Annotated in this window: 13 protein-coding genes; 10 read left to right on the top strand and 3 right to left on the bottom strand. The window is 71.0% G+C overall.

Annotated features, from left to right (window positions below; translation table 11 throughout):
- Nucleotides 1-15 precede the first annotated feature (15 nt).
- From ACFY3C_RS01440 to ACFY3C_RS01420, 5 genes are all read left to right on the top strand, one after another.
- Complete coding sequence (locus ACFY3C_RS01440) at nucleotides 16-513, top strand: hypothetical protein (RefSeq protein ID WP_386576739.1); 498 nt, start codon at nucleotides 16-18, stop codon at nucleotides 511-513.
- A gap of 398 nt (nucleotides 514-911) precedes the next feature.
- Complete coding sequence (locus tag ACFY3C_RS01435) at nucleotides 912-2,201, top strand: TIGR04053 family radical SAM/SPASM domain-containing protein (protein ID WP_390769267.1); 1,290 nt, start codon at nucleotides 912-914, stop codon at nucleotides 2,199-2,201.
- Nucleotides 2,198-4,801: a multicopper oxidase domain-containing protein gene (locus tag ACFY3C_RS01430; protein WP_390769266.1), complete on the top strand. Its 2,604-nt coding sequence runs from the start codon at nucleotides 2,198-2,200 to the stop codon at nucleotides 4,799-4,801. Before ACFY3C_RS01435 ends, ACFY3C_RS01430 begins: the two co-directional genes overlap by 4 nt.
- Nucleotides 4,801-5,247 (top strand): hypothetical protein, encoded by a 447-nt coding sequence (locus tag ACFY3C_RS01425; RefSeq protein ID WP_386576736.1) that lies wholly within the window; start codon nucleotides 4,801-4,803, stop codon nucleotides 5,245-5,247. The genes ACFY3C_RS01430 and ACFY3C_RS01425 overlap by 1 nt, the downstream gene beginning before the upstream one ends.
- A 62-nt stretch (nucleotides 5,248-5,309) precedes the next feature.
- Nucleotides 5,310-6,320 carry an Acg family FMN-binding oxidoreductase gene (locus tag ACFY3C_RS01420; protein WP_390769536.1) on the top strand — a complete coding sequence of 337 codons (1,011 nt, stop codon included), beginning with the start codon at nucleotides 5,310-5,312 and terminating at the stop codon, nucleotides 6,318-6,320.
- A gap of 74 nt (nucleotides 6,321-6,394) precedes the next feature.
- Here ACFY3C_RS01420 and ACFY3C_RS01415 read toward each other — a convergent pair whose 3' ends face one another.
- Entirely contained in the window at nucleotides 6,395-6,817 is a 423-nt protein-coding gene (locus tag ACFY3C_RS01415; protein ID WP_390769265.1) for a pyridoxamine 5'-phosphate oxidase family protein, read from the bottom strand.
- Between the two features lie 288 nt (nucleotides 6,818-7,105).
- Here ACFY3C_RS01415 and ACFY3C_RS01410 point away from each other — a divergent pair, with 288 nt between their 5' ends.
- The 4 genes from ACFY3C_RS01410 to ACFY3C_RS01395 all read left to right on the top strand — a co-directional run bounded on the left by ACFY3C_RS01410 (nucleotide 7,106) and on the right by ACFY3C_RS01395 (nucleotide 12,015).
- A complete protein-coding gene (locus tag ACFY3C_RS01410) occupies nucleotides 7,106-8,359 on the top strand; it encodes an MFS transporter (protein ID WP_390769264.1) in 1,254 nt (417 codons plus the stop codon).
- A gap of 18 nt (nucleotides 8,360-8,377) precedes the next feature.
- Entirely contained in the window at nucleotides 8,378-8,851 is a 474-nt protein-coding gene (locus ACFY3C_RS01405) for a hemerythrin domain-containing protein (protein WP_390769263.1), read from the top strand.
- A 401-nt stretch (nucleotides 8,852-9,252) separates the two neighbouring features.
- Nucleotides 9,253-10,233: a LysR family transcriptional regulator gene (locus ACFY3C_RS01400; protein ID WP_386576732.1), complete on the top strand. Its 981-nt coding sequence runs from the start codon at nucleotides 9,253-9,255 to the stop codon at nucleotides 10,231-10,233.
- 180 nt (nucleotides 10,234-10,413) lie between these two features.
- Nucleotides 10,414-12,015 carry a M4 family metallopeptidase gene (locus tag ACFY3C_RS01395; RefSeq protein ID WP_390769262.1) on the top strand — a complete coding sequence of 534 codons (1,602 nt, stop codon included), beginning with the start codon at nucleotides 10,414-10,416 and terminating at the stop codon, nucleotides 12,013-12,015.
- A 112-nt stretch (nucleotides 12,016-12,127) separates the two neighbouring features.
- Here the strand turns inward: ACFY3C_RS01395 and ACFY3C_RS01390 are convergent, their stop codons facing one another.
- A complete protein-coding gene (locus ACFY3C_RS01390; protein ID WP_386576730.1) occupies nucleotides 12,128-12,802 on the bottom strand; it encodes a hypothetical protein in 675 nt (224 codons plus the stop codon).
- Nucleotides 12,803-13,145: 343 nt separating this feature from the next.
- On the opposite strand from ACFY3C_RS01390, the gene ACFY3C_RS01385 reads away from it, so the two are divergent.
- A complete protein-coding gene (locus ACFY3C_RS01385; RefSeq protein WP_390769261.1) occupies nucleotides 13,146-14,486 on the top strand; it encodes a phosphatase PAP2 family protein in 1,341 nt (446 codons plus the stop codon).
- 1 nt (nucleotide 14,487) lies between these two features.
- Here ACFY3C_RS01385 and ACFY3C_RS01380 read toward each other — a convergent pair whose 3' ends face one another.
- A complete protein-coding gene (locus ACFY3C_RS01380; protein ID WP_390769260.1) occupies nucleotides 14,488-16,140 on the bottom strand; it encodes a DEAD/DEAH box helicase in 1,653 nt (550 codons plus the stop codon).
- Between the last annotated feature and the right edge of the window lie 65 nt (nucleotides 16,141-16,205).

Below are 16,205 nucleotides of genomic sequence, written 5' to 3'. Positions count from 1 at the left end.
CAAGGAAGGCACGTCATGAACTCAGCACACCGCTGGACCGGCGCACTGCTCGGCACGGTCGGCGCGACCCTGATGGTCGCCGGACCCGTCATGCTGGCCCGGGGCCGACAAGGCCGGAAGGAGATACGCACCGAACTCGCCGCGCAGAAGATCACATTCCCCGATCACGGGCTGCCGGCCCATCTCGCCGCCTTCGCCGGCCGGAGCGTGGAGACCGGGCCCCAGGCCCACGCCTACGCCGATCTGATAAAGGACCATGTCGTCCAGGCGACCGGTGGCCGCACCTACGCCGAGATCACCGAAGAGCTGTTCGCCGCCGGCGACGACGAGAAGCTCGCCCAGCTGCGTCAGACCGCTTTCATGGGCGAAACGCTGCGTGGCTCCCTGCTGTCCGCCTATCAGGCCTGGCACCTGACCACACTGGTCACAGGCCTGGGAGGTGCGCTGACCGGCCTCGGTGCGGCGCTGGTGGCCACGGCGAACACCCTGGGCGCGAAACCGCCGCGCCCCTGATCCACCCGGCCTCGCGAGCCGCTCGTGCCGAGGCCCCAAGACGCCCGGGACCCGGGAAAGCTCGCACGCCCTGTCGATCCCCACCACGAACGCATCCATGGTCCGCAGGCCCGTACGGCACAGCCCTGATCGCCGGAACCAGGGACCCTCGGCCCCCCTCGACGGGCCCATCGGCCGCCGCGCCGAGGCCGTCGGATGCCGGATGCTGACTGCCGACCGATCCGGAGGTATCCCGTGTACGACCGATCCGAGCGCCCGCGCGGGTGTCTTTGCCGCCGTCCCTCGCGACGGGTGCCGTGCACGTGCCGGACCGGTCACCGTCCGGCCGCCCGCCACGTCTGCCCTGACTCCCGGGCGGCCGGACGCACGATACGGATGAACCCGGCATGGAGGACCTGGTGAGCGGCGCCCGAGTGATCCGTCGACAGCGTCAGAACGTGGCGGACAAGCCGTTCATCGTGATCTGGGAGTGCACCCGCGCCTGCCCGCTGGCGTGCCTGCACTGCCGCGCGGAGGCCGTGCCCGACCGCGACCCGCGCGAGCTGGACACCGCCGCCGCGCGCGGACTGCTCCGGCAGGTGGCCGCATTCGGGCATCCCGCTCCGTTGTTCGTGATCACCGGCGGGGACCCGTTCCAGCGTCCCGATCTGCCGGAGTTGATCGCCTACGGCCAGGAGGTGGGCGTCCGAGTCGCCGTGTCCCCCTCCGGCACCCCCACGCTCACCCCGGCCCGGCTGCGGGAGGTGCACGAGGCGGGCGCCGTCGGGCTCTCACTCAGCCTGGACGGTTCCACAGCCGCGTCGCACGACGGCTTCCGGGGTGTGCCCGGGGTGTACCGCTGGACCCTCGACGCCTGGGACACCGCCCGCACACTCGGTATGAAGGTGCAGATCAACACCACGGTCACCCGGCGCAACCTCCATGACCTGCCGGACATCGTCCGCCTGGTCGTCGAGCACGGCGCGATGCTGTGGAGCGCGTTCTTCCTGGTGCCCACCGGCCGTGGCCGCGGGCTCGGCGTGCTCACGGCGGCCGAGACCGAGGACGTCCTGAACTTCGTGTACGACGTCGGGCTGACCGTGCCCGCCAAGACGACCGAGGCACACCACTTCCGCCGCGTGGCACTCCAGCGAAAGGTGCTGGCGCAGGCGGGCGAGGATCCCGTCGCGGCGCTGGGACTCGGGCCGCTGTACCGGCAACTGCGTGATCGTACCCTTGAGTTGGGCCTGGACGCCGGGGGACGCCGGGCCCGCCGCCCGCCACTGGACGTCAACGCCGGCCGTGGCTTCGTCTTCGTCTCCCACACCGGCACGGTCCACCCGAGCGGCTTCCTGCCGCTGGGCGCGGGCACCGTACGCGAGACGCCACTGCCCGAGATCTACCGCACGTCCGAGCTGTTCACCGGCCTGCGGGACCCCGACCGGCTCGGCGGCCGGTGCGGAGCCTGCGAGTTCCGCCGCGTCTGCGGTGGCTCCCGCTCCCGCGCCTACGGCCTCACCGGCGATCCGTACGCCGAGGAGCCCTGGTGTGGCTACCGGCCCGGATCCTTCCCCCACCAGCAAGAACTGGCCGCGCTGTTGGCCGACGACGCCGCTGTGGCGCATACCGCCGACCCGCCGGTCCACCCCGACCTGCCGGTCCACGCTGCCTCGTCCGCGCCCTGCGCACAGCGACAGGACGTCACATGACCGGCCAGCTCGATCCCCCCGAAGCCACCGCGGGCCGGTACCCCAGCAGGTTCAGGCAATCCGGTCTGAAGGCCCGTCACCTGCGCGCCCACATCGTCGTCGTGGCGTGGGTGATCCTGGCACTGCTGGCCGCTACCGCCCAGCAGACGTTGCCCGTCGCCCGCTGGCTGGCCATCCATCTGTTCCTGCTCGGGGCCGCCACCACCGCCATCGTGGTCTGGAGCGAGCACTTCGCTGTCGCCCTGCTGCATGCCCGCCGTCCTGACCAGCGGTGGAGCGATGCCCGGCTGGTGGCGGTGAACCTCGCTGTGGCAGGTGTGCTCACCGGTGTGTGGGCGGATCAGCCCGCCATGACGGGCGCCGCATGCGCGCTGCTGGTGGGAGCGATCACCGCCCATCTGGTGGTGCTGGTGCGCATGGGCCGTGGCGCGCTCGGCGGACGCCTCACCCCTGTGGTCGGCTTCTACCGGGTGGCCGCCGGGGCCATGATCGCCGGCGTGGTGCTGGGCGGCCTGCTCGCCACCGGTCACACAGGTCCGGGGCAGTATGCCGGGCTGCGGCTGGCCCACATCCACGTGATGCTGCTCGGCTGGATCGGACTGCCGGTGCTGGGCACCCTGTTCATGCTGTGGCCCACCGTGCTCGGCGTGCGCATGGCCGAGCGCACCACCCGGGTCGCGCCCTGGGTGCTGAGGCTGACGGGGAGTGGACTGCTGATCACGGTGGCGGCGTCGGCGGTCGGCCGGCGCTGGGCCACACTGGCCGGTGTCGCGGCGTACGCCATCGGCGTGGCGGTGGCGATGGAGCTGTTCGTCCGCACGGTGCGAGGGCGCCGCCCGGTGTCGGGGGCGGCCGCCTGGATGCTGGGCGCGGCGGCCGGATGGCTGTGCGCGGGTGTGGCGGCGGACGCGGGCATCCTGGCCGCCCGGCCGCTCGCCGAGGCGGGGGAGGCGGTCCGATCCCTTGTGCCGGTCCTGCTCATCGGGTTCGTCGCACAGGTCCTCATGGGCGCCCTCACGTATCTGCTGCCGATCGTGCTCGCCGCCGGTCCCAAGGAGCGGGCCGCGCTGCGGGCGGTACTGGAGCGCGGTTGGCCGGCCCGGCTGGTGAGCCTCAACGCCGGCGTCGCACTGCTGGCGCTGCCGCTGCCCGGGCCCGCCGCGACCGCGGGTTCGCTGCTGGCCGCGGCATCCGGAGTGGCATTCGTCGCTCTCGTGGTCTTTGCGCTCCTCGGCGGTGGTCTCGGTGCTCGGGAGGACGGTCCGTCGCGACGGCCGGTCCTGCTGGGCAGCGCGGCGGGTGCCGTGCTGATCGTGCTGGCCGTGCTGGTGGCCAACAGCGGTGGCGGCACCGACGCCCCGGCCGTCGCCGCCGGGACAGGCGGTGGCGCTGCCGCCGTCACACGCACCGTCGACGTCACCCTGGCCGACATGCGCATCCGGCCCGGCAGGATCGAGGTCACCGAGGGAACCGCCCTGAAGCTGAACGTCACCAACAGGGACGGGCAACGCCACGACCTCAAGGTCGACGGCGGCCCCGCCACCCCGCTCCTCTCCCCGGGCGAGAGCCGCACGCTCGATCTCGGGCAGGTCACCAAGGACCGCACGGCCTGGTGCACGCTGCCCGGACACCGTGCCGCCGGGATGTCGCTGAGCATCGTGGTGCGGCACAGCACGGGTGAGGACGCCGTGGCGCACGATGGCCACATGTCCATGACGGACGGCAGCGGTCTGGACCTCGCCGCCGACTTCTCCCACGGGTGGAAGCCCCGCGACGCCGCGCTGCCCCCCGCAACCGCCGGAACCCTGCACCGCATCGAGCTGCACACCGTCCGCCGGACCATCGAGGTCGCCCCGGGCGTCGAGCAGCAGATGTGGACCTTCGGCGGCACTGTGCCGGGCCCCACCCTGCACGGCAAGGTGGGCGACACCTTTGAGGTCACCCTCGTCAACGACGACCCCACCATGGGCCACGGCATCGACTTCCACGCCGGTTCGCTCGCCCCCGACCAGGCGATGCGCACCCTTCAGCCCGGTCAGCGCCTCGTCTACAGGTTCCGTGCCGACAGGGCCGGCGCGTGGCTGTACCACTGCAGTACGGCACCGATGCTGCAGCACATGGGCAACGGCATGTACGGCGCCGTTGTCATCGACCCGCCCGGCCTGCCCAAGGTGGACCACGAGTACGTACTGGTTGCCTCCGAGCTCTACCTCGGCACCCCCGGCAGCACGGCCCAGGTGGCGAAGATGCGTCAGGACACCCCGGACGCCTGGGTGTTCAACGGCAGCGCCGCCCAGTACGCCAAGGCGCCGCTGTCGATGAAGGCCGGCGAGCGGGCCCGCTTCTGGGTGGTGGCCGCCGGACCGAGCGACGGCGTCTCCTTCCACATCGTCGGCACCGTCTTCGACACCGTGTACAAGGAGGGCACCTACCTCCTCGAACCCGGCCGGCCGGGCGGTTCGCAGGTCCTGGACCTGGCCGTGGCCCAGGGCGGCTTCGTCGAGACGACGTTCCCCGCGGCCGGCCACTACTCCTTCGTCGACCACGACATGCGGCACGCCGAGGCCGGGGCGATGGGCATGGTGGAGGTGAACGGGTAGTGGGCACTGTCGGCCTGTGGTCCCTGGTGCGGTTCCTCCACGTCACCGGCGCCGTCCTGTGGGTCGGCGGACAGCTGGCCCTGACCCTGGTGGTGCTGCCGCTGGCCCGGCGGATGCTGTCCCCGGAGGCCAGGGACCGCTTCGCGGCCGCGGCGGGCCGCCGGTTCGGACTGCTGACAGCGGCGGTGTTCCTGCCGGTGCAGCTGGGCACCGGCTGGGCCATGGCCTGGCACCAGGGCGTCACTTGGGCCTCGCTCGCCGAGCCCGGCTACGGGCGCACCCTGGCCGCCAAGCTCGGGCTGTTCGTGCTGGTGATGCTCGCAGCGGCCGGGCATGGCATCGCGTACGCCAAGGGCCGTGCCGAACTGGCCCGAGCCCTGGCCGTCGTGTCGCTCGTCGGCTCGCTGGGCGTCGTCCTGCTCGCCACCGCCCTGCCCGTCACATGACCGCCGACGGTGCGGGTCCCGCCCCTCGGGCGTCGGCGGTCCCGGACAAGAGAGGAAGCATGGTGCGTACTTCTCACCTCGATGCGGCAAGCCTGGAAACGCTGCTCGCGGCAGCGGTGGCGGCCCCGTCCATCCACAACACCCAGCCCTGGCGCTTCCGCGTCAACCCGCACGACCAGAGCCTGGAGATCCGCGCCGTGCCGGAGCGGATGCTGCCGCTGGCCGACCCCGACAGCCGCGCGCAGTATCTGTCCGTGGGCGCGGCCGTGTTCAACCTCCGGCTGACCGCCGAGCATCTGGGCCGGCGCCCGGAGGTGTGGCTGCTGCCCGATCCGGGCGAGCCCGAGCTGCTCGCCATCGTGTTGCTCGCCGACCCGACCGGTCCGCACGCCCACCGCGCGCGGGACACGGACCTGTACGAGGCCATAGCCCGGCGGCACACCAGCCGGATGCCGTTCACCGGGCGTCCGGTACCCGATCCGGTCGTGGTGGAAATGACCACGGCCGCGCACACCCAGGGCGCGCAGCTGTATCTCCCGGAGATCGTCGGCACCCGACGGCTCCTGCGTCTGACCGCCGTGGCCGAGGCCCGCAACCAGGCCAGCGCGGCGCGCACCGCCGAATCCCGCCACTGGATCACCGTCCCGGGAACGGGCGCCCCCTACGGCATCCCCGTCACCGCCCTCGGCCCGTCGGACGCGGGCGGGCGGATGCCGATGCGGGACTTCACCGGCCCGCTGCCGGTGCCGCGCCTGCCGGCTCTCCGCTTCGAACGCCACGCCCAGGTCGCGCTGTTGTGGACTTCCCACGACCGGCCGCAGGACTGGTTGCGCGCGGGCCAGGCCCTGCAACACGTGCTGCTGACGGCCACGGTGCACGGGGTGCGCACCTCGCTCCTGCACCAGGCGATGGAGTGGCCGGACCTGCGCGAGGCCACCAGCCTCTCCCGCAAGCGGTGCCACCCGCAGGTGCTGATCCGCTTCGGCTACGGCCCGGACGGCGGCCGTACACCCCGCGTCCGCGGGCAGGCGGTGACAGAGCTGGTGGGCGAGCCCGGCGCAACGCGTCCCTGACGCCTACAAGGCCGACTTCCTGAACCCGAATTTTCCCGCCGCTACGGGACGGGCGCGTGTCGCCCGCACCGTGGTCAGTCCGCTTCGCGCGTGCCGACGATCTCGCGGCCCGTGACCATCTCCGCCTCGACGCGCACGAAGACTGCGTCGTCCGTGACCACCCAGGAGCGCGGACCGGTCCGTGACAACCGTTCCTGTTCGGCAGGGTCGGTCACCACGGCCGCCCGGCCGGTGACGACCACGCTCCAGCCCGACCGGGTCGCGACGTCGAAGTCGTCGGCCTCGAAGGCCACCACGACGCCGTCGATGGCGCGGACGAGGTCCGAGCCGACGGAGGTGCGCAGGAGCACGGAGGAGTCGTGGTCCACGGAGAAATTGACCGGGAGCACGGCGGGCAGTGCCTTCCGGGTGTAGACGACACGACCGACCGGTGCCTTCGCCAGCAGACGCAGGCACTCCTGCCGATCGAGCGCGCGGAAGCCGTCTTGGTGGATCATCCGGCCATGGTCTCTCGCCGGAGCGGGGCACGTTAGGGCCGTACGGCCCTTGTCCCGTCGTCCGCCGGTACAGCCGGGGCATGCCAGCAGCCGCTACGAGGGCCCGTGGGCCGGTGGGGCGGGGGAACCGGGGACTGCCGGTCCCGGGGATGAGGCCGTACGGCCCACCCTGCGGAGAGTCTCCTGCGCGAATAGTGGCGGTAGGCCGCCGGCCGCACCGCGCGGCCGTAGGCCCTGCGCCCCGGCTCCGACCGGGGCCGCACCACTGCGAACGAAGGGACGGGCGGCATGTTGCAGCCGTCGAGGAAGCAGAACGAGACACCGGCACCAGCACCGGCTGCGCCCGTGTCCGGCCAGGCCTGGCTGATGCTGGCGCTGGCCACGGTGGGCTTCGCCGTCAACTTCTGGGCATGGGCGCTGCTCAGCCCGCTCGGCCCGCGGTTCAAGGACAGCCTGGGGTTGTCGTCGTTCCAGCAGTCGCTGCTGGTGGCGGTGCCCGTGGTGGTCGGCTCGCTGGGCCGGATCCCGGTGGGCGCGCTGACCGACCGGTTCGGCGGGCGCGTCATGTTCCCGCTGGTCTCGGCGGCCACCATCGTGCCGGTGCTCTACCTGGGTCTGGCCGGGCACTCCTCGCTCACGGCGCTGCTGGTGGGCGGGTTCTTCCTCGGCATCGGCGGCACCGCCTTCGCGGTCGGCGTGCCCTTCGTCAACGCCTGGTTCCCGCCGGAGCGGCGCGGACTTGCCATCGGCGTCTTCGGGGCCGGTATGGGTGGCACCGCGATCAGCGCCCTGACCACCGTCAAGCTGGTGAAGGCGCACGGCATGGCCAACCCGTTCCTGCTCACCGCCGCGGTACTCGCGATCTACGCCGTGGTGGCCGCCCTCGTCATGCGGGACGCGCCCGGCCGGAACGTGCCCACCGAACCGCTGGCCCGCCGGCTGGCCGCCACCCTGAAGCTCGGCGTCACCTGGCAGGCGTCCGCCCTCTACGCGGTGGTCTTCGGCGGCTACGTCGCCTTCTCCGTCTACCTGCCGACCTACCTGAAGACCGGATACGGCCTGGCCCAGGCGGATGCCGCGAACCGGATGGCCGGCTTCGTGCTGCTGGCCGTCGCGATGCGGCCGGTCGGCGGCTGGCTCTCGGACCGGATCGGTCCGGTGCGGGTCCTGGCCGCGGCCCTGGCCGTGGTCTTCGCCGGAGCCTTCGTCCAGGCGTTCACGCCGGATCTGGCGCCGGCGGGCACGATCGCGTTCCTGGCGATGGCCGCCGCGCTCGGCGCGGGCAGCGGCGCCGTCTTCGCCTTGGTCGTGCTGCTGGCCCCGGCGGACAAGGTCGGCTCGGTGACCGGTGTCGTCGGCGCCGCGGGCGGCCTCGGAGGTTTCCTGCCGCCGCTGGTGATGGGCTCGCTGTACGGCGCCTACGGCTCCTACGCCGTCGGCCTGGTCCTGCTCGCGGCGGTGGCCGCCACTGCCCTGGTCTTCACCGGCACCGGCGTGCGCCACGCGCTCACCCGGCGCGTCGCCGCGGTCCAGGCTCACTGATCAGGAGGAGAGCACACGATGTGCGAGTACTGCGGCTGCCAGGCACTGGAGTCCATCGACCAGCTGACCATGGAGCACGAGACAGTGGTCAACCTCATCAGCCAGGTGCGCGACGCCCACCGCGACGGCAAGATCGCGTACATGGCGGAGCTGGCCCGGGAGATCACCGCCGTGCTGGGCTCCCACACCCAGGTGGAGGAGCACGGACTGTTCCCGGCGATGGCCGCCGACTTCCCCGAGAAGATCGCCGCGCTGGAGGACGAGCACCGGCGCATCGAGGCAGTGCTGGGCGAAGCGGACGGACCGTTCCTGACCGACCCGGACTGGCCCGGACGGCTGATCGAGGCACTCGATCTGCTGCGGGACCACATCCTCAAGGAGCAGGACGGCGTGTTCCCCGCCGCACTGGCGCTCCTGGACACCGAACAGTGGGAGGCCATCGACGCGGTACGCGCCCGAGTCGGCACCCGCATGCCGCAGCGCTCCGCCTGACCTGACATCCCCGTCCCCGTCCCACCGTCCGCCCGGCGCAACCTCTGCCGCCGGGCGGACCGCTGCGATCCGACCACTCGACGACCGTGCCGCTCGGCCGGTTCGAGGACAGGGCCGGGAAACCGGCGGACGCCGGTACCGCTCCCCTCATCGTTTCGCCCCCCGTCCTCAGGATGCCCGACGGCCTGTCAGGGGCAGGGGCAGCCCGGTGAGTCATGCCGATATCGGCGGACCGGAACTGTTATGCCGGTGAAGCGTCCTAGCGTTCGCACGGATGTTTTACCAACCCATGGTTGCCGCCCTCGCGGGTCCGTCGGACTCTTGGTCACCATGCCGTCGGGCAGTTGGTTCTGCTGGTCACGGGGGTGCAGGGGTTCCCCCGCGCTGAGCGGGGAATGTTCATGCACCTCGAGTTCCGGCACCTCCGTATCCTGCTCACCGTCGCCGAGGCCGGCAGCATCCGCAGGGCCGCCGCACGGCTGCAGCTGTCCCAGCCGGCCACGAGCGCTCAGCTGAAACGGATCGAACACGAGCTGGGCGGCCCGCTCTTCATCCGCAGCGCCGACGGGGTGAAACCGACCGAGAACGGACAGTACGTCCTGCGCTGCGCCCGTGACCTCGTCGTCGGCTTCGACCGGCTGCGCGAGTACGCGCGATCGGCGGCCGAGGCGGACAGAAGGGCCGCCGCGCCGCTGAGGGCGGGCGGAACCGCCGGCCCCCTGGTGTCCCTGCTGGTCTCCGCCCTCTTCGAACTCGTCCCGGAGCGCCGGCTCACCATAGATGCCCGCCGTTCCGTGCACACCCTGGTGAAGTCCCTGAGCCAGTCGAAATGCGACATCGCGGTGTTCGGCGAGTTCCCCGGCTTCCCGCTTCCGGTCGGCGAGTCGGTGGCGACCCGCACACTGCTCCGTGAGCCGGTCTTCGTCCTGCTCGCCGAGGACCACCCGCTGGCACGCCAGGAGAGGGTGAGTCTTCATGAGCTGGCCGGCGAGGAGTGGGTCATGCCGGAGGCCGACGAGAGCGGTGTGCACGCGTACCTTCATCTCACCTGTAGGGCAGCGGGATTCACTCCGCGCATCGCCCATGTGACGCCGGATCTGTCCGTGGCGCAGATCCTGGTCGCCGGCCGCCGCGCCGTCTGCGGGGTGTGGCCGACCGCCGACGTCCCCGCCCAGGGCACCGTGCAACGGCCGCTGGTGGACGTCCCGTTCCACCGGCGGCTGCTGCTGGCCTGGAACACGGAATCGGTGCCGGCCGAACTCGCCGACGCGGCCGGCGAGCGTGTGCTGGCCGCCTATCTGTCGCTGGTGCGCCAGCGGCCGCAGTACCTGGCCTGGTGGCAGGACGGGGGAGAGGAATTCGCCCTCGGCGAGGGCACGTGACCGGCCGGGCCACGGTTCCCGCTGCCCTATAACTCCGGGGTTGTATCCCAGCTGGAGTCACGTCAGGAACATGTCACCTGGTGAACACTTCGCGTCAACGTCCAAGGACGTCGTCACCCCACGACGAGCGAACGTCCGAAGGCGTCGTCACCCCACGACGAGCGAAGGAATCACCCCGTCATGCCCCGTCCCCTCATTGCCCTTTCCGCGATGGTCGCAGCCGGCGTCATCACCACGGGTGCGATGGCCGTACCCGCGCACTCGCAGACCAACGCGGTGCGAGGCGGAATTTCCGTCCGCGACACAGCGATATCCCAGGCCAAGGCGAACGTGACCCGGCACGCCGACACCTTCGGTTTCGGCGCGGGCCAAAGACTCCACGTCAAGGACGTCGTGATCGACGCCGACGGCACCCAGCACGTCCGCTTCGAACGGACCTACCACGGCCTGACCGTCGTCGGCGGCGACTTCGTCGTCCACCAGAAGGCCGACGGTTCGCTCAAGGGATCCACCCGGGCCAAGGCCCACAAGGTGGCGCTCAAGTCCGTCACTCCCGCCGTCGACGCGAGGGGCGCCGCGGCAGGCGCCCTGAAGCGCTCGCACGGGCTGGTGCGCAACGCCAAGTCCGCCCCCGAGCTGATCGTGTGGGCCGCCGACGGCACCCCCCGGCTGGCCTGGCGCACCACCGTGCAGGGCCTGGGCGACAAGGGCCAGCCGCACGGCGAGGTCTTCGTCACCGACGCCACCACCGGCGCCGCGATCGAGAACTACGACGTCGAGCGCGAGGCGACCGGCACCGGCCACTCCGAGTACACCGGTGACGTCGGCATCGACACCACCCAGCAGGCCGACGGCACCTTCGCCCTGATCGACCCGGTGCGCGGCCACATCACCAGGGACGCGCACAACATCTCGTCCTCGTCCCTGAAGAGCACCTCCGGCACCCTGTTCACCGACGCCGACAACATCTGGGGCGACGGCAGGAAGTTCTCCACCGACCGCGCCACCGCCGCCGTCGACGCGCACGCCAACACCGCGGAGACCTTCGACTACTACAAGGCGACCTTCGGCCGCAACGGCATCAAGAACGACGGCCGCGGTGCCACCGTCTTCGTCCACGTCGGCACCAACTGGGACAACGCCCAGTGGTCGGACGCCTGCTTCTGCATGATGACCGGCGACGGCAACGGCACCACCGACCCCGAGCAGGTCGACCTCGACACCATGGGCCACGAGATGACCCACGGCGTCACCTCGGCCACCGCCAACCTGCGCTACAGCGGTGAGTCCGGCGGCCTGAACGAGGCCACCAGCGACATCCTCGGCACCATGGTCGAGTGGTACGCCAACAACCCGATCGACACCCCCGACTACCTCTTCAGCGACCAGTCCACCCCGCCGTGGCTGCGCCGCTTCGACAAGCCGTCCCTGGACGGCCGCTCCGCCGACTACTGGTCGAAGTCCGTCGGCCGGCTCGACGTGCACAACTCCTCGGGCGTCGGCAACCACTGGTTCTACCTCGCCAGCGAGGGCAGCGGCACCAAGACGATCAACGGCATCACCTACAACAGCCCGACCTACAACGGTTCCACCGTCACCGGCATCGGCAACAAGAAGGCCTCCGCCATCTGGTACCGGGCGCTGACCGTCTACATGACCTCCACCACGGACTACAAGGGCGCCCGCACCGCGACCCTGAACGCGGCGAAGGACCTCTACGGCGCCACGAGCCCCGAGTACGCCACCGTGGCCGCCGCCTGGAGCGCGGTCAACGTCAACTGACGCACCGACGCCCCACCTGATCCGCGGGCGCCGGCCCGGACGACGAGTATGTGGTGCATGCTGCCCGGCATGCACGGTCGTCCGGGCCGGCCCCGCTTTCAAAATCGCCGGATCAGCCCTGGACGACGAACGTCTTGGCCTTACCGGAGCGGCTGGAGCAGGACTGCTTCTCCTTCGCGGTCATCTTCCGGGACTTGACGACCACCGCGTTGCTCTCGCCGTCCGTTCCGTTCGGGGCAGGCCCGGTGACGACATCCGGGACGAACCAGAAGTAATGGCCCCACTTCCGGTCGTCGTAATGGGTCTGCCACGTACCGGAGACGGTCTGCATGACCTGCGCACGCGAGATCCAGCCGACTTCACCCGGCTTCACCGTCATGTTGATGGAGCTGGACTCCGAGTGCGAGCTCGACCAGGTGTGGCTGTAGGTCGCCGTCACGCTGAGATCGATGATGTCCGCGATCTTGCCGCCGACGGTCACGGACACGCCCGCCGAGTCCGTGGAACCGACCGTGTCGGACCAGGTCATCGACTGGGTGGCAGCCGAGGTGCTGCAGTTGTAGAGCGAGTCGGAGACCCGGTGGAAGTCTCCGAGGTACGCCTCGCCCAACTGCGGCTCGTTGAAGGTGCACTTCCCCAGCCCCGAGTCGCAGTCCGCTATGAGCTGCGCCCGGGTGGGCTGGTCATCGGCCGAGGCCGGGGCGGCCATCGCCGCGACCATGCCCAGGGCAGCCGCCGAGAGCGCCAGCACGCGTCCGCTATAGCGCATCCTGCGGTTGTTCGCCATACATGTGCCTTTCGCTGTGCATGAGGGGGGTCGGCGATCGCAGGAAGAGCATCCAAGCCACCACGATCACCGCCTGTTGCGATCGAGGAGACGCAACAACTGACTTATCTACACCACCAGTTGATGAAATCCCAGCCGTGGGCGGCCTTCTGCCTGTAAATGATCGGCGGGACCCGCTTCGCGGCAGGTGGGTCGGCGAGTCCGAGAGAGGCCGGATGTCAGGCCGTGGCGGCGCAGCCACCGGCACCGCTGCGATGGCATGATCGGCTCTCGACACTGTATGACCAACATCTAACAATCGGCCGAACAATTGATACCTAGAGTCTCGCGGGCACTCTCGCGAATGGACGGCAGAACCAAGTTCGCCGCATGGCGTCAACCGCGGTCGATGCTGTGGGCCGCGGCGGGGGTGGCGGCCCTCGGACTCCTCGTCGCGCTGGAGGTCGCCGCACGCCGCTACGGCTTGCCGGGGCCGATCACCAACCAGGTGCAAGGGGTGATATTCGCCCCCAAGGCGGGGCCGCTATATGCCGGTTTGGCGTTGATGATGGTGGTGCTCACCTGGCGGCAACGGTTCATCGCGGCCGGTGTCGCGATCGGCATCGACGTCGTCTTCTTCCTGGTGCGGTGGGCGGTCGGCGCCAGGACGCCCGACGGTCATTTCTTCGGCAGCGGCGCGTTGTGGGTGATGTTGGGCTGTGCGGTCATCGCTGTCACGCGCCGCACCGGCCGGGACCGTGTCCTGCTGCTGAAGGGTGTCGGGCTGGGCCTGCTGCTGGTGGCCGCCCGCAAGACCGGCGACACCTGGCTGCTCATCACGGCGAAGACCCGCCCCCTGGTGCTCGACCCGTACGTGGCAGCCGCCGATCACGCGCTGGGCAACCCGTCGTGGCTGGTGGGCCGGATGGTCAAGGCCACCGACCCGATCGGCACCCATCTACTCGAATTGGTCTACGCCCAGCTTGCGGTGGCCGCTGTCGTCGTCGTGCTGTACCAGCTGCGCAACGTGGCGGCCGAGCGCCGCTTCCCGCGCCATCATCTGCTGCGCACCTTTCTGGTGATCGGCCTCCTCGGTCCGGGCATCTACATGCTCTTTCCGGTGGTCGGACCGGTCTTCGCCTACGGTCCAGGCGCCTCCGGCACCGGCGGCGTGCAGTGGGCGGTGGCCAACCTGTGGCCGGACACGCCACCGCCGATCAGTACCCCGCACCCGGTGCCGTACGACTCGATCACCCCTCGCAACTGCATGCCCAGCCTGCACACGGCGTGGGCCACCGCGATCTTCATCCATTCCCGCAAGGGCCCGCGCATGCTGCGATGCGCAGGCGTGTTCTGGCTGATCGCCACGCTCACCGCAACGCTGGGCTTCGGCTACCACTACGGCGTGGACCTCATCGCCGGCGTGGTGTTCACGCTCACGATCGAGGCAGCTCTGCGCGCGCTCGACCATGGCTGGGACCGGTCGGCAACCCAGCTGGTCGCGTACGGCACAACGGTCTTCGCTGCGCTCCTGCTGTCCTATCGCTACCTGCCGACGGACATGGCCGAGCATCCGTACCTGTTCGGACCACTTCTCGTTCTGGCGATGGGCTCAGTGATCTACGGCTACGTACGAACCACCAGAGTGTGGGAACCGAAGGCCGCACCGGCGGCGCAACGGGACCCACAACCCGAACTGGTCTGAATCAGGTGGCAGAGGTGCGGCGGCCGCCTCGGCGGTCGGAGCTGCGGCCTCCGGTCCCGGCCGCGCCACCCGTGGCTCCGCCGGCCGCCGCACGTCGGCCGGATCCGCGGACGACCTTGCCGGAGGCGGCACCGGTCGCCGCACCGGCCGCGGACCGGCGCTCTGAGCTGCGGCCGCCCGCGCCGGCGGCACCGCCCGATCCCGCACGGCGGTCGGAGCCCCGACCCCCGGTCCCGGTGGCAGCACCTGTCGGCGCCTTGGCCCCGCCGCCGTTCCGGCGTCGGCGGCCCGATCGCGCGCCCGGCTTGGCATCGGTCGTGCGGTCCGGGCGGGACGCCGCCGGTGCCGCCGGCTGGGGGACCTCGATGGTGACGGCCACGCCGGACGGCTCACGGGCGCCGGTGATGGTGGCCAGCGCCGCGTCGCTCGACGTGATGCGGGCCGTCCGGGGCCGGATGCCCGCGTCCGACATGAGCCGGGTGACGTCCCGCTTCTGATCGGGCAGGACCAGCGTGACCACGCTGCCGGAACCGCCGGCACGGGCCGTGCGGCCGCCCCGGTGGAGGTAGTCCTTGTGGTCGGTGGGCGGATCGACGTTCACCACGAGGTCGAGGTCGTCGACGTGTATGCCCCGGGCCGCGACGTTCGTCGCCACCAGGGCGGTGACCTGGCCGTTCTTGAACTGTTCCAGGGTGCGATTGCGCTGGGGCTGGGAGCGGCCGCCGTGCAGTGCCGCCGCGCGGACACCGACGGCCAGCAGCCGCTTGGCGAGCCGGTCGGCGGACCTCTTGGTGTCGAGGAAGAGGATGACCCGGCCGTCACGGGCCGCGATACGCGTGGTGACGGCCTTCTTGTCGGTCTCGTCCTGCACGTGGAGCACGTGGTGCTCCATGGTGGTCACCGCACCCGCGGACGGGTCCACGGAATGCACCACGGGGTCGGTCAGGAACCGTTGCACCAGGCGGTCGATGTTCTGGTCCAGGGTGGCCGAGAACAGCATGCGCTGTCCGTCGGGCCGCACCTGCTGGATCAGCTTGGTGATCTGCGGCAGGAAGCCCATGTCGGTCATCTGGTCGGCTTCGTCCAGCACCGTGATGCGTACCTGGCCGAGCACGCAGTCGCCGCGTTCCACGAGGTCGTTGAGCCTGCCGGGCGTCGCCACGAGCACCTCGGCACCGCGCCGGAGCGCACCGGCCTGCTTGGTGATGGACAGCCCGCCGACCACGGTGGCCAGCCGGAGGTTGACCGCCGTCGCGTAGGGGGTCAGCGCGTCCGCCACCTGCTGGGCGAGTTCACGCGTGGGTACCAGCACGAGGGCGAGGGGCGCCTTGGGCTCCGCACGCAGCCCGGCCGTGCGGGCCAGCAGCGCCAGCCCGAACGCGAGGGTCTTGCCGGAGCCGGTGCGTCCGCGTCCCAGCAGGTCACGGCCGGCGAGCGAGTTGGGCAGCGTGGCGGCCTGGATAGGGAAAGGGGCGGTCACGCCCTGCGAGGTGAGGGTCTTCAGCAGCGCCGCGGGCATGTCCAGACCGGCGAAGTCCTCGACGGCGGGAAGCGCGGGTGTCGTGCTTTCCGGAAGCCGGAATTCCCTCGGTGACGACGCGGACGGTCGGGGCGACGAGGCGCGCCGGTTCGGCTTCTGGGACCTGCGGGACATGCGGTTATCTGCCTTCCTGGAAACAGCACAAACCGAGGTCCGCACCATGATGGTGCGGACCCCGG

This window comes from Streptomyces sp. NPDC001410 (assembly GCF_042895235.1).
GTDB lineage: Bacteria > Actinomycetota > Actinomycetes > Streptomycetales > Streptomycetaceae > Streptomyces.
Note: the sequence above shows the minus strand (reverse complement) of the source record. Positions and strands in the feature narration are given on the sequence as shown.

Coding starts and splice junctions, on each gene's coding strand:
- ACFY3C_RS01440 (WP_386576739.1), top strand. CDS start 16: ATGAACTCAGCACACCGCTGGACCGGCGCACTGCTCGGCACGGTCGGC.
- ACFY3C_RS01430 (WP_390769266.1), top strand. CDS start 2,198: ATGACCGGCCAGCTCGATCCCCCCGAAGCCACCGCGGGCCGGTACCCC.
- ACFY3C_RS01415 (WP_390769265.1), bottom strand. CDS start 6,817: ATGATCCACCAAGACGGCTTCCGCGCGCTCGATCGGCAGGAGTGCCTG.
- ACFY3C_RS01410 (WP_390769264.1), top strand. CDS start 7,106: ATGTTGCAGCCGTCGAGGAAGCAGAACGAGACACCGGCACCAGCACCG.
- ACFY3C_RS01405 (WP_390769263.1), top strand. CDS start 8,378: ATGTGCGAGTACTGCGGCTGCCAGGCACTGGAGTCCATCGACCAGCTG.
- ACFY3C_RS01400 (WP_386576732.1), top strand. CDS start 9,253: ATGCACCTCGAGTTCCGGCACCTCCGTATCCTGCTCACCGTCGCCGAG.
- ACFY3C_RS01395 (WP_390769262.1), top strand. CDS start 10,414: ATGCCCCGTCCCCTCATTGCCCTTTCCGCGATGGTCGCAGCCGGCGTC.
- ACFY3C_RS01390 (WP_386576730.1), bottom strand. CDS start 12,802: ATGGCGAACAACCGCAGGATGCGCTATAGCGGACGCGTGCTGGCGCTC.
- ACFY3C_RS01385 (WP_390769261.1), top strand. CDS start 13,146: ATGGACGGCAGAACCAAGTTCGCCGCATGGCGTCAACCGCGGTCGATG.
- ACFY3C_RS01380 (WP_390769260.1), bottom strand. CDS start 16,140: ATGTCCCGCAGGTCCCAGAAGCCGAACCGGCGCGCCTCGTCGCCCCGA.